Genomic DNA, 13,338 nt, shown 5'->3' on the forward strand with positions numbered 1-13,338 from the left:
TACCTGATGTAATTTACTTCTTCACAGGCGAATATACGAAATCCTTAATAATCTTCGCCAGCTGCTCCGGTGCTTCGAACATGCCCATGTGGCCTACACCCGGCAGCGTCACCTTGGTGATGTTCCGGTTATCTGAGGTGAAGGTACGCTCCGGTGTCACCTTAGAATCCTCTGCTCCCGCAACCAGCAGCACCGGCAGCGCCGTTGCCGAGATCACATCGCGGCGGTCCGGGCGCTCCCGCATAGCCAAGGATGCGCCAACCGCGCCTTGCGGCGGAGTCTTATAGCCAATCTCCTTGGCACGTTCCAGCAGCCGGGGGTCCGCTCCAGGGGCAAAGAGTCCAGGCACCAGCTGATCCACAAAAGCAAAGATGCCTTCGCTCTGGATCATGGTGACGCTCTTCAGCCGGTTCTCCTTGGCTTCTTCACTATCCGGATAACCGGAGGAATGAATCAGCCCGAAGCCCTTCAACCGGGAGGCATGGCGCTGGGCAAACGACAGGGTAATATAGCCTCCGAGCGAATGTCCCAGCAGATAACATTCCGGAATCTCCAAGGCATTCAGCAGCGACAGCACATCATCAGCCATCTGCTCGATGGTATAGGCTCCAAGCGGAGCATCCGAAGCCCCGTGCCCGCGCAGATCCGGGGCAATGACCCGGTAATGGGCAGCCAGGCTTGGGATCACCTTTTCCCAGTACTCGGCACTCCCGCAGAATCCATGCAACAGTACGATTACATCCCCTTTGCCTTGATCACTGTAGCAGATGTTGCTTCCCTCGCATCGAACATTTTCCATGGCTGCTTACCCTCTTTCTATGTAGTGGTCTATATTAATAAGCTAGAACAGCTGATTTGAAACGCTCTCAATCCGTAAGTCCGAATCCCTGTGCGGCTGCCTTGGCAATCTGCTCTGCCATAACCATTACCCGGTAGAGCGGGGTAGTCTGTATCGTCCGGTAAGGACGCGGACTATTCACATCAACGATCGCCGCCAGACTGTAATTCCCTACAGCAGGCAGGAGTCCTCCTACCGATTCTGCCGGACGCAGCGGCTGCGCTGCCGCAAAATAACAGCCCAGGGCGGCCGGCGGTCCCAGGCAGGCGTCGACAGCGATAATAATCTGCCCTTCCGGAATCTCTGTTATCCGCTGAACTAGATTATCCGCATCACAGGGCGCCGGAAGCGTACCCGTTACATTCGGAAATCCGTACTCCAGCAGGCGGCTTCCCGTCAGCGGCCCCAGTGCATCTCCGGTGGAGCGGTCTGTTCCGATACAGAGGAAGGTCAGCTGCTCAGCGGAATACTCGTCTGCGATCCTGCGGAAGAAAACCGCCAGTCCCCCGGCATCCATTTTACGCCGTTTTCTGCTCTCTTCTTCTCTGATGGCCAAAGACTCTCCCCCCCTTACTCAGCAACCCGTTATATTTACCTTTAATTTAACATGTTTGCGTGATCTGGACAAAAAAATGGTCATCCCCTGCCCAAACATGATAAGATATTTGAACTATACCAGTTCACATTCTATATTACTCAGGGAGGATGGTTATACTCAATGGATTTGTCAAACCCAAGCCAGGAGAACGTTGAATATATGATTGAAGGCATCAAAAACAAGCTGAAAATGGCCAGTGCCGCTGCGATGCAGGCGTCAGCCTTCTCGGTGGAGCAGTATGAGGATATTCAGGATATATACGAGGTTGCGATGGGCAGTGACCGGCTCAGTATCTCCCAGGTGGAGGCGCTCGTCTCAGAGCTTGGCCGCCTGCGCAAGAAATAGCACCAGCAGTCCGTATACAATATAAAGCCCTTCAGCTTCATTGTCCGTAAGACGGGACGTTGAGCTGAAGGGCTTTTGTCTGCTGCAAGAATAATCTTACTGTCATGCTCCGGCGGCTACGGGAGATCAATCAGAATGAATTCTGCATCTCCTGAGCTGCTTATGCCTTTGAGCGTAAGCTCACAGCTCTTGCGGATGCGCGCCGCATCCCCCTGCTGGAGCTGGAATACACCGTCCGCGCATGAGATCTCCAGATTCCCGGAAATGACATACAGATGGGTTCGCCGCTCCTCCTGCTGGGGATAGCGCAGCTCCCGGTTCGTCTGCAGAACGGACAAGTAGATGTTAACATCATTGTCCAGCTGCAGCGAGCCCTGGGTCCCTTCTCCTGAAGCAACAGGCAGCAGGTGGTTGAGCTTAAGCTCAGCCGGAAAGAACCGGGCATCCCATTTCGGGGTCTTACCGGGCCGGTCGGGCAAAAGCCAGATCTGCAGGAACCGGACATCCACATGATCTGACGGGTTCGTCTCCGAATGGTTAATGCCTGTTCCTGCGCTCATCAGCTGCACACTGCCTGCCTGCAGATCTGCATGATTCCCCAGATCATCCTGATGCTTCAGCACACCGGATACCACATAAGTGATAATCTCCAGATCATGATGCGGGTGCTCATGCATGCCTTGCTCAGGCTTCAATTCATTGTCGTTATGCGCCAGCAGTGCGCCGAAATGGGCATTGCTGGGATCATCGTAATCGGCAAACGAGAAGCTGAATTCACTGTGTATCCATTCTCTATTCGAAGTATGACGCTCGGCTGCTGTGACTACTTTTATCATAATATTGCACCTCCATAGATGTTGGAATCTTATCAATATCCTAAACAGGGGAATGAATGCTCTTCAATATGGGATGTATAGATGCGCTATGATTAACTATTTCTTACCCCCTTCCCTTCGAGATCAATCAAACTTGTAAAGCCGCATATTCACCGAATTAGGTATGAAAAAACACGTTTTCGGCTGGGATGCTCCCTTATGCTCCGGCAATCTTTGCCAAGCTATTCCGCTGTTTCAGCACATAGCCCAAAGTGTATATACGAAGTAAGAACATTCAGGCTCACCTGAATTTGAATGACAATTCTGATAAGGAGTGATTGATAATGAATAAAGCAGAGAAGGAATTTCCGGTAGAAAGCGGCAGCACATTCTTTAAAGGGATCTTCATCGGCGGTCTGCTCGGAGCAGCAGCGGCACTGTTATTCGCACCGAAGCCGGGCCGTGAAATGCGCAGTGACCTGTCCGATAAGTTCACAGTAGCTACAGATAAGACAAAAGAGGTTGCAGGAGCCGTAACTGACAAGACCAAGACGATTGCTACGACCGTAGGTGAAAAAGCTACAGACCTGGCAGGCACCGTATCGGCCAAAGCCTCCGATATCTTCACCACAGTCAGTGACAGCAAGCAACAAATTGCAGCTACTCTGGCGGAAACCGGCAAAAAGATTGGCGAAACGGTAAGCGATGCCTCCCAGGACATTACAGGCAGCGTTAAGGATGCCTCCCAGGACATAGCGGTTGAAGCCAAGGATACCTCCAAAGAGGTTGCCGACAAGGCGAAGGACGCTTCCAAGGAAATCGCAGGCGCAGCGAAAGATGCCAAGGACGAAGTTAAATCCTCTTATTAATCCCGGATGTTCAGGCTGATTATACATTGAAGGGAGCGGCCAGATCTTCCGTAGCTGGCCGCTCCCTATTTATGCATGTCTTATATTTCAATAAAGCCTGATTCAGGCTACAGAAAGCAGGTACGCCTTATGGGAGAAGCGGACAACAGAACCAAAGCTTATGACGTAGATGAGCATCCCTTCGAGCTGCGGCATGAGGTCAAACGCTTGAATGCGAGGCTCGACAAGATCGCCGACTCACTGGAAAAATCGGAGTTCAAGGATATCCTGGAGAACTATACAGACCCCAAGAAGCGGATTATCACCAATCTGATGGCCGGGATCTCCAGAGGCCTGGGCCTCTCACTCGGTACCTTTGTCATTCTTGGTATCCTCGGCTATATCCTCAGTTTGTTTCTCAATGTACCGGTTATCGGGGAATATCTTGGAGAAATCAAAAAGTATATAGATGCTAACTAAACACATTTCCCGCGCATCCCTCCTGCAGCCTACTCTACCGCGAATAGACTCCAGGAGGGATGTTGCTCATGGCCGAATAACCCTGCCTTGCGGCGGGGAGCCCGAAAAAGGGCAGGTTCCATCCCAAAGGGATAGAGCCTGCCCTGAATTATAATGACATTGATATTTAATAGGATGAATTAGCCATGATCTGCTTCAGCTTCTCGGTGGCCCGCTTCTGGATACGGGAGACACTCATCTGCGAGACACCCAGCTTCTGGGCAATAGCCCGCTGGGATTGGCCATCCTGGAAGGCCAGCAGCAGCACCTGCTGCTCCTGCTCCTTCAGCTGTCCGAGCGCCTGCTGGAGATCCATACGCTTCTCCACCGTCTCGTAGTCATTCGCATCGGAGCTGATCAATTCACCGAGTGTGGCCCCGCTCTCTTCCTGGGAGAGCGGGGAATCCAGGGAGACATAATGATAACATTCTCTGCCGGCCAGTACTTCCACAGTTTCCTCTACGGTGAGATCCAGATAGTGGGCAATCTCTTCAACCGCCGGAGAACGTTCGAGCCGAATGGTCAACTCATCAATGGCCTGCTGAACAAGCGCGCCTTTTTCCTTAATCCGCCGTGGAACCTGTATGTACCAGGATTTATCACGCAGGTAGTTTTTCATATGTCCAATCATGCTCTTCATCGCATACGGCTCGAAGGGAATCCCCAAGCTGATGTCGTATTGCGCCAGTAGCCGGATCAGCGCCATTTGCCCTACCTGATACAGATCCTCATAGAGATCCGGACGGTTACGGGCAATTTTGCCGGCTGCCATCTTCACCATAGGTTCATATTTGCGGATGAGCACTGTTGCGATTTCATTGTCTTTCGTCTGCTGGTATTCCCAGATCAGGCTTACTGCTTCATTCATGGACTCTGGGGGAGTCACTTTGTCATTCATACTTTCTCCTCGCTGAAATTGAGCCGTTTAGTCAGGGTAACGACTGTCCCTTTCCCTGATTCGCTAACAACGCTAACGTCATCCATCAGCGCCTGCATTAGATAGAAGCCCAGTCCGCCCACTTGAACATCATTCAGCTCCTTGTCATGAAGCGTCAGACGTTCCCCGGACGCATCCAAACCGTCAAAGCTCTCCCCCTCATCTTTGACAGTAATGGATAAGACACTTGATCCTACCTCAAAGATTACATCAACCATACCGTCCGCTTGCCCATAGGCATAGAGCACGGAGTTATTACATGCTTCCGAGACGGCTACCTTCATATCTTCAATGTCTTCATAAGTAAAACCCATTTTGGAGGCAATGCCGTATAAATTAAGTCTGACAATATCGACATATTCTGCACTGGCGGGTAACTGAAGAACTACTCTTTGTATGTCATCACTCATTCTTAGTTCGATCCTTTCCTAGTGGGTATTCTCTTGGGAGGCAAAAAACTTGGAAATGCCGGTCATGTCAAAAAGCTTCTGTATTTGCGGGGGAACTTCAGCAACGGTGAACTTGACGTCCATTCCATGTCTTGCTTTGAGGATCGACAACAGAATTCCGATACCTGTGCTGTCAATATACTTCAGATCCTTCAGATTAATCACGAGATCAAGCCCCGTGTCTCCCACTAGCGGTTCCATCACCAGACGAAAGTCAGGCGCCACAGACAGATCGAGTTCACCTACCAGATAAACAGTGCATACCGAACCAACGGTTTCGGTCTTTGCGTGAAACTTTTCGCTTTTATGTGTATTCATAGACAACTCTCCTGGTTAAATGTTTTCTTTACCAATAACCCTAATAGCACAGGGTTGAAACAACAAAGAGACAATACGGCACTGGTAATTCATGGGTCATGCGTTGAAAAGCGAAGTGTTCCGTGCGGTTGCGGGGTTATCTCTGCCTGAATATCTGGAGATCATTTGTTTGATGCTGCTTAGCTTGAGCGGCTTGCTGATGTAGCCGTCCATTCCGGCAGCGGTGCAGCGGTCCTGAATCCCCTCCATCACATTCGCAGTCATCGCAATGATCACCGTCTTGTCAGGCGAACCGCTGCTCTCCTCACGAATCAGGGAAGTGGCTTCAAGACCATCCATCACCGGCATCTGCAGGTCCATGAAGATAAAATCGTACTCGGATTGCCGGGCCAGTTCTACAGCCTGGTTCCCGTCCTCAGCAACATCGGCACGATATCCGAGCTTATCCAGCATGCTAACCATAAGGCGCTGATTAATCGGATGGTCATCCACAATCAGCACTTTGCTCCGGCTTGCTTCATCTACCTCGTCCGCTGTACCTTCCTCTTCCGGGCAGCCGCCTTCCAGCTCTTCCTCCGGCACGGCAACCTGGATAGTGAATACAAAGGTAGCCCCCTTCTCTTCCATCGACTCTACACGGATATCTCCGCCCATCATGCCCACGAGGGACTTGCAGATGGCGAGGCCGAGACCTGTGCCTCCGTATTTACGCGTCATGGAGGAATCAAGCTGGGAGAAGGGCTGGAACAGCCGGTCACATTTCTCCGGTGAAATTCCAATACCTGTATCCTTAACGGTAAATTCTATTACCAGCTTATTATCCACTGCAGGCAGAATGGAAGCAACTAAATAAACGCCGCCCTGGTTGGTAAATTTCACCGCATTGGATACGAGGTTGATCAACACCTGGCGCAGCCGGGCCATATCTCCATAAATCAGCCGCGGCAGCTTCTGGTCGATGAAATAGGCCAGCTCCAGATTTTTTTTGCCGGCTTCCGCCGAGAACAGACTAAATACCTCCTGAATGGTGGTATGCAGCTCGAATAATTGCTCTTCCATTTCCATTTTACCCGATTCCATCTTGGTGAAATCAAGGATATCGTTAATCACGGTTATTAGTGTGTCCGCACTTTTACGGATAATCTCGGTATATTCCTTCTGCTCAGGAGCAAGCTGGGTCTCCATCAAAAGATCAATCATGCCCACTACGCCATTCATCGGCGTGCGGATCTCATGACTCATCATTGCCAGAAATTCGGTCTTGGCCTTAGCCGCGATCTCCGCCTCTTCCTTGGCTTTGATCAGTTCACCGTTCATGCGCTCAAGCTCCAGCGTCTTTTGCTGCAGCTGCATCGCCTGAATCTGCTGCTTCTTGCTGGTCAGATGCATATTCACAAAGCCTTCAATCTTCGACTTCAGAATCTGCGGGATAAACGGTTTGACCATATAATCAATAGCGCCGGCAGAGTACCCTGCGAAGAGATGCTCCGACTCCCTGCTGTTGGCAGAGATGAAGATGATCGGAATATCCTTGGTTTTCTCCCTGGCCTTGATTAGCTTGGCGGTTTCGATCCCGTCCATACCCGGCATCTGAACGTCCAGAACAATCACGGCGAATTCATATTTCAACAAGCACCGAAGTGCTTCTTCTCCAGAATTGGCTTTGACAAGCTTGTAATGCTGACTCTCAAGGACGGCTTCGAGTGCCAGCAAATTCTCGGGACGGTCATCAACCAGCAGTATATGAATCGGTTCCTGAACCCCCATAGGTCCCTCCTTACCCGCTATTTATTTTTGCGGTATATTTTCTCTACCCGGTCCAGAGGCTCATAGCTGTCACTGTAGCGTGTGAAATGAATAGATTCCTTGGAACCGAGGACCAGCACTCCGAACCGGCTGAGGCTCTCATGGAACAAGCCATGCACATGATCGCGGAGCTCGTCGTTGAAGTAGATCATTACGTTCCGGCACAGGATCACATTGAATTCGTTGAAGGAAGTGTCCGTTGCCAGATTATGCTCTGCAAAAATGATGTTCTTGCGTAAATACGGCTGCAGGATCACTGAGTTATATTTCGCTGTATAGTATTCCGAGAAGACACCCGTGCCTCCGGCCTCAAGGTAGTTCTTGGTGTATTGCTTCATCTTCCCGATCTCGTACACGCCTTCTTTGGCCTGCTGCAAGGAACGGGCGTTCATGTCCGTGGCATAAATTCTCGCCTTGTCATATAATCCTTCCTCATGCAGCATAATTGCCATCGAGTAGACCTCTTCGCCTGTCGAGCAGCCGGCATGCCAGATCCGGATATAAGGATAGGTCCGCAGGAGCGGAATGACCTTCTGGCGGAAGGTCAGGAAGAGTCCGGGATCACGGAACATCTCTGTCACAGGGATCGAGAGGCTATACACGAACCGCTCGAAGCATGCACGGTCATGCAGCACCTTTTCCTGCAGGGCAGAAATAGTGGGTAAGCTCTCCGCATGGACATGATGCCAGATGCGCCGCTTCAAGGAAGGCAGGGCATAATTCCTGAAATCATATCCATACAAACGGTGTACTCCGTTCAGAAGCAGCTCAATCTCAATCTGTTCAAGCTCCTGCTTGCTCTCCGGCGGATTCCCCTGACCCTCATATCCGTGCTCCATCGCTGCCATTGTCATCAATACTCCCTTGCCTGCGCCTTATTTCCGTACTTGGTTTGAACCTGCTGTATAGCTATTACCCCGAAATCACCCTTACGAATACAACCAGACGCGCATTAACGAAAGAAGCTGATCCGTGCTGATCGGTTTCTTCATATAATCGGAGGCTCCGGCTTCAATACACTTGGCCCGGTCCTCCTTCATAGCCTTGGCTGTGAGGGCGATAATCGGCAATTTCTGGTACTGCGGCATCTGCCGGATGCGGCGCATAGCTTCATATCCGTCCATCTCCGGCATCATCATATCCATCAGCACCAGATCATAATCACTCTGTTCGACAAGCATGTCGATGGCCTCGCGGCCGTTCTCGGCAAATTTCACTTCCATATGATAGCCTTCGAGCACGCTGGAGAGGGCAAAGACGTTGCGGATGTCGTCATCGACGAGCAGAATTTTTTTGCCTTCAAACAGTTCCTCTTTATTGTGCAGCTTTTGCAGGATTTTACGCTTATCTTCCGGCAGATTTGCTTCTACCCGGTGCATGAACAGCGTTGTCTCATCCAAAAGCCGTTCCGGCGAGCGGACATCCTTGATGATAATGGATTCCGCATATTTGCGCAGCTTGGTCTCTTCCTTGCTGTCCAGATCTTTGCCGGTATAAATAATAATCGGCAGATCGTTCAGCTCCTCATCGTCGCGGATCTGATCCAGCAGCTCGAAGCCGGTCATATCATCCAGCATCAGATCAAGCACCATACAGTCATATCTCTGCTTGTGCAGCTCATTCAGCGCCTCTTGGCCTGAAGACACCGCCGTAATCACTACATCGTCATGTCCGATAAGCTCCTCGATGGAACGGCGCTGGATATCGTCATCCTCGACAATCAAGAGATGCTTCATCGTACTCGCGGTGTAATTCTCAATCTGCGAGAAGGCCCGGTCCAGCGCTTCACGGGAGGACGGCTTTCTGAGGTAGGCCATCGCTCCCATCATGAGCCCCTGCTTCATCTCATCATTCACAGAGATCACGTGCACCGGAATATGGCGCGTCTGGGAGTCGCTCTTAAGCTCCCTCAGGATCGACCAGCCGTCCATAACCGGCAGCTGGATGTCGAGGATGATCGCGTCCGGCAGCAGGGTCTTGGCCATCTGCAGGCCGATATCGCCCTGCAGGGCTACCAGTCCCTTGAAGCCGCGTCCGCGGGCCATGCCCAGCAATATCTTGGCAAAGCTCTCATCATCCTCAATAATCAGCAGCACCTTGTCGCCGCTGGCAAGGGATCCCCGGTCATCTTCCACAACTACAGGCTTAGCAGGTGTAGGCGTGATATCCCCTGCCTGATCCCATGAAAGTTCCTCCCGGAACTCCTCAAGCTGCAAGGGCTCCCCGGCAGGAGCGGCTTCAACCGCTCCCGGCAGCAGGCTAAAGTTCCCCTGAACCGGCAAATACAGTGTAAATATGCTGCCTTGTCCTTCACGGGACTCCAGTCCGATGGCCCCGCCCATCAGGCGGGCTAATTCGCGGCTGATCGACAGGCCAAGCCCCGTGCCGCCATATTTGCGGCTCGTCGTACCGTCAACCTGCTGGAACGCCTCGAAGACGATATCCATCTTATCTGAAGGGATACCGATCCCGCTGTCCTTGACGGATATGGCAATATAATCATAATCATGCGGCAGATAGGCAGGCAGCCGCTTGACGTCCGCTCGGCTGACAGAGAACTCAACATACCCTTCGCTCGTGAATTTGAAGGCATTGGACAGCAGGTTACGCAGGATCTGCTTCAGTCTGTGACTGTCGCTATATACGCTGTCCGGAAGCGGCTCGTCAAAGGACAGGCGCAGCGACAGCCCCTTCTGGGAAGCCAGCGGAGCAAAGTTCTGCTTCACGAAGGTCTTCAGCTCGACGAGCGGAATTTCTTCATGATTCAGCTCCATTTTGCCGGCATCGACCTTGGACAGATCGAGAATCTCATCAATCATCTTAAGCAAATCCGCACCTGACATATAGATGGTATGGGCGAATTCTACCTGCTTCTCGCTCAGATTGCCTTCCTTATTCTCCGTAAGGAGCTGGGAGAGGATCAGCAGGCTGTTCAGCGGAGTGCGCAGCTCATGGGACATATTGGCGAGAAACTCGGATTTGTATTTACTGGTTACTGCAAGCTGCATAGCCTGCTTCTCCAGCTGCATACGGGCATGTTCAATTTCATCCTTCTTCTCTTCAACCTCTTGCACCTGATCCTGCAGGGCACGTGTCTTGGAGACCAGCTCTGTATTGTAATGCTCCAGCTCCTCCTGCTGGCGCTGCAGCAGCTCCTCTGAACGCTTCAGGGCATCCGTCTGCTCCTCCAGATTCTCGTTGGAACGGCGCAGCTCCTCCTGCTGGGTCTGCAGCTCCTCCGACTGGCATTGCAGCTCTTCCGTGAGCGCCTGCGATTCGCGCAGCAATTCCTCAACCACAAGCCTGCGGCTGATGTTGTTCAGAATAATCCCCAGATTATTGGAGAGCTGATGCAGCAGTTCATTCTGCAGCACCGAGAATGGTGTGAAGGAAGCGAATTCCACAACACCCAGAATCTCATCCTCGAATAAAAGCGGGTGGATCGATATATAGCTTGGATGCGACTCCCCGAATCCCGAAGACACCGAGATATAGTTGTCAGGCGCCTCCGTCAGCTTGATCGGCAGCTTATCCAACGCGCTCTGTCCGACCAGTCCCTGACCGATCTCGAAGCTCTCCTTGGGCGTAACCCCCTCCTCACCGGCATAAAAAGCGCTGCTGACCAGCAGGTTCGGATTATCCTGGCTCTTCAGATAGACGGCACCATACTGCGCTCCAAGCACAGGCGTGAACTCACTGATGAAGGTCTGGGCTACCTGATCCAGCGAGCTGACACCGCGCAGCAGCTCCGTAATCCGGGCAATATTGGCATTCAGCCAGGCCTGATCGCTCTGTGCCTGGGCATAGGATCTCTCGAGCTGCTGCTTCTGCTCAATATCCTCGGCCATCCGCTGGAATACCCGGGCCACATCGCCGATCTCATCCTTCGACTTCACCTTGATCCGGCGGATCGCCCGCATTTTACCGTTGCCGAAGCTCGTAATCATCATGGAGACGACACTTAGGCCGCGCGTGATGCTCGGTATCACCCACAGAATGACACCCAGCCCGAGCAGCAGCCCCAAGACCATGATCAGGGTGACCATCTGAATCGATCGGCTCGAAGCCTCCTGGGCGTTAGCAGTCTCCTCCGTCATCCGGAAGGCATTGTAATCAGACAACGCATTCAGGCTGTTCAGCACCTCGTTCTGAATATCCTGTCCTTCTGCATTGCGGTACGTATTGGCATTCTGAAAGTATCCGGCACTCAGCATCTCCAGGACCTTGTCCTGATACTTCAGATAGCCGGAATAGGCATTCTCAATCCGGGATAACATCTGCAATTCCTCTGCCGTCTTCAGCGAGGCCTTAATATTCTCCAGATGTTCCGCAGACTTCAGCACCTTGCTGTCAATTTCCGCCTTCTGCGCTTCCAGGGTTACAGTATCGGCATTAAGCATGGAAGTGGTCAGTATCCGTGCCATGTCGTTCACTTCCCCGCGAAGTCCCGAAGAAGCACGGCCTTTGCTATATCTCTCCTGGTAGCTATCCAGCTGATTGCTCATATAATGGAGCCTGTCATACCCGATCAGGGTAAGCGCCAGCATAATCGCCAGCATGGCACTGAATCCGATCAGCAGCTTAGCCTTAATCTTCATTCCTTATCGGTTCCTTTCTTCAGCGAGATCCACACCAGGCATTTATCGTCATCACGTTCCGAATTGACCGGCTCGCTCAGGAAGGCAGCGCGCACCAGGTCTTCCTGCCAGTCATGAGTGGCATTCAAATGCCCGACCATGAATTTCAGCTGCTCCTCCTGCTCGCCCTCCACCATCTCCATGAGGCCGTCCGTGAACAGCACCAGATGACCCTCGTCTTCGTAGCTGAGGCTCTGCTGCTGGATATCGATCCGGTCAAACAGCCCGACAGGGTGGCCGTTGCTCTCAAGCAGGACAGGCGTCTTGGCCTCCCCTTCAAAAAACAGCGCCGGCGGATGCCCGGCATTCACATAATTAATCCGCTTCATGCGGGTATCAATGACAAGATAGATCGCCGTGAAATAATACTGGACCAGCTGCTTCTCAATGTGTAGCTGGTTAAAACGCCTGTTAAGCTCCTGAATGACCTTCTCCGGCTCCACATAGGTGGTTACGGTATCCTTCAGGACCGAGGCCAGGAACATGGTAAACAAGGAGGACGAGATACCGTGGCCCATCATATCCAGCAGGATGACCGCATAGCGCCCGTCTCCCAGCGGATACCAGGCATACAGATCCCCGGCCAGCTCGAAGGAAGGCTGGTAAATCGCATGTACCTCCAGGGTCTCCTCGGCAAGCGGCAGACTGAGTACCGCATTCTGCACCAGCGCAGCCAGCTTCAATTCATCCTGTATCCGCTGGTCCCGCTCCTTATGCCAGTCCTTCTCGCGCTTCAGCCGCAGCGCGAGGCGGATACGGGCCATCAGCTCCACCTTGTTAATCGGCTTCGTAACATAATCCACCGCTCCGGCATCCAGCGCCTCCGCAAGCTTCTTCGAGTCACCTACAGCCGTAACCATAATAATAGGAATATCCTTCAGATGCTCATATTGCTGGACCACACGGCAGGCTTCAATCCCGTCCATTTCCGGCATCATCATATCCAGCAGAATGAGATCCACATCGGACGGCCGGGGCTGCCCGCTCTCTTCCCCTGCACCGACGCCCAGCAGCTTCAGCATATCTTTGGCGGACGAAGCCGTTATAAAATTCCGGTAATCTTCCTTCTTGAGGATCTCACGGATAATAATTACATTAGTAGGATTGTCATCTACGATTAATATTCTCAAGCTCCCTCACCTCACGCGAATAATGTGTTAAGGCCATACACCCGCAGCACTCTCATTCTATCATACGATATTTATACGGCCTGTTACCAACCAGCTAG

General features: G+C 52.0%; 13 protein-coding genes. 3 read left to right on the forward strand and 10 right to left on the reverse strand.

The features are described from left to right. Window positions 1-13 precede the first annotated feature (13 nt). Window positions 14-799, reverse strand: a complete 786-nt coding sequence (locus tag MKX51_RS26630) for an alpha/beta fold hydrolase (RefSeq protein WP_340994480.1) — start codon at window positions 797-799, stop codon at window positions 14-16. Between the two features lie 67 nt (window positions 800-866). Next, entirely contained in the window at window positions 867-1,394 is a 528-nt protein-coding gene (gene yyaC, locus MKX51_RS26635) for a spore protease YyaC (RefSeq protein WP_340994481.1), read from the reverse strand. A 162-nt stretch (window positions 1,395-1,556) separates the two neighbouring features. Between yyaC and MKX51_RS26640 the strand changes: the two genes are divergently transcribed. After that, the gene (locus tag MKX51_RS26640) at window positions 1,557-1,781 is read left to right on the forward strand and encodes a DUF1128 domain-containing protein (RefSeq protein ID WP_340751658.1); all 225 of its coding nucleotides are present in this window, start codon (window positions 1,557-1,559) and stop codon (window positions 1,779-1,781) included. Between the two features lie 116 nt (window positions 1,782-1,897). Here the strand turns inward: MKX51_RS26640 and MKX51_RS26645 are convergent, their stop codons facing one another. Next, entirely contained in the window at window positions 1,898-2,617 is a 720-nt protein-coding gene (locus MKX51_RS26645; protein WP_340994482.1) for a pirin family protein, read from the reverse strand. Between the two features lie 323 nt (window positions 2,618-2,940). Here MKX51_RS26645 and MKX51_RS26650 point away from each other — a divergent pair, with 323 nt between their 5' ends. Beyond that, window positions 2,941-3,465, forward strand: coding sequence for a YtxH domain-containing protein (locus MKX51_RS26650; RefSeq protein ID WP_340994483.1), 525 nt, complete (start codon window positions 2,941-2,943; stop codon window positions 3,463-3,465). Between the two features lie 129 nt (window positions 3,466-3,594). Then, window positions 3,595-3,924: a DUF5665 domain-containing protein gene (locus tag MKX51_RS26655; RefSeq protein WP_036694977.1), complete on the forward strand. Its 330-nt coding sequence runs from the start codon at window positions 3,595-3,597 to the stop codon at window positions 3,922-3,924. A gap of 166 nt (window positions 3,925-4,090) precedes the next feature. Here the strand turns inward: MKX51_RS26655 and MKX51_RS26660 are convergent, their stop codons facing one another. The 7 genes from MKX51_RS26660 to MKX51_RS26690 all read right to left on the reverse strand — a co-directional run bounded on the left by MKX51_RS26660 (window position 4,091) and on the right by MKX51_RS26690 (window position 13,240). After that, a complete protein-coding gene (locus MKX51_RS26660; protein ID WP_036730293.1) occupies window positions 4,091-4,861 on the reverse strand; it encodes a sigma-70 family RNA polymerase sigma factor in 771 nt (256 codons plus the stop codon). Continuing rightward, window positions 4,858-5,310 carry an anti-sigma B factor RsbW gene (rsbW, locus tag MKX51_RS26665; RefSeq protein WP_036730295.1) on the reverse strand — a complete coding sequence of 151 codons (453 nt, stop codon included), beginning with the start codon at window positions 5,308-5,310 and terminating at the stop codon, window positions 4,858-4,860. Before rsbW ends, MKX51_RS26660 begins: the two co-directional genes overlap by 4 nt. An 18-nt stretch (window positions 5,311-5,328) precedes the next feature. After that, window positions 5,329-5,667 carry an STAS domain-containing protein gene (locus MKX51_RS26670; protein WP_340937997.1) on the reverse strand — a complete coding sequence of 113 codons (339 nt, stop codon included), beginning with the start codon at window positions 5,665-5,667 and terminating at the stop codon, window positions 5,329-5,331. A gap of 96 nt (window positions 5,668-5,763) precedes the next feature. After that, complete coding sequence (locus MKX51_RS26675; protein WP_340937995.1) at window positions 5,764-7,434, reverse strand: response regulator; 1,671 nt, start codon at window positions 7,432-7,434, stop codon at window positions 5,764-5,766. A 17-nt stretch (window positions 7,435-7,451) separates the two neighbouring features. Then, a complete protein-coding gene (locus MKX51_RS26680) occupies window positions 7,452-8,321 on the reverse strand; it encodes a CheR family methyltransferase (protein WP_036730299.1) in 870 nt (289 codons plus the stop codon). 81 nt (window positions 8,322-8,402) lie between these two features. After that, the gene (locus tag MKX51_RS26685; protein WP_340994484.1) at window positions 8,403-12,071 is read right to left on the reverse strand and encodes a response regulator; all 3,669 of its coding nucleotides are present in this window, start codon (window positions 12,069-12,071) and stop codon (window positions 8,403-8,405) included. Continuing rightward, window positions 12,068-13,240, reverse strand: a complete 1,173-nt coding sequence (locus tag MKX51_RS26690) for a fused response regulator/phosphatase (RefSeq protein WP_340937990.1) — start codon at window positions 13,238-13,240, stop codon at window positions 12,068-12,070. The genes MKX51_RS26685 and MKX51_RS26690 overlap by 4 nt, the downstream gene beginning before the upstream one ends. Between the last annotated feature and the right edge of the window lie 98 nt (window positions 13,241-13,338).

Origin of the sequence: Paenibacillus sp. FSL M7-0420, from assembly GCF_038002345.1 — a bacterium.
Lineage (GTDB): Bacteria > Bacillota > Bacilli > Paenibacillales > Paenibacillaceae > Paenibacillus_AQ.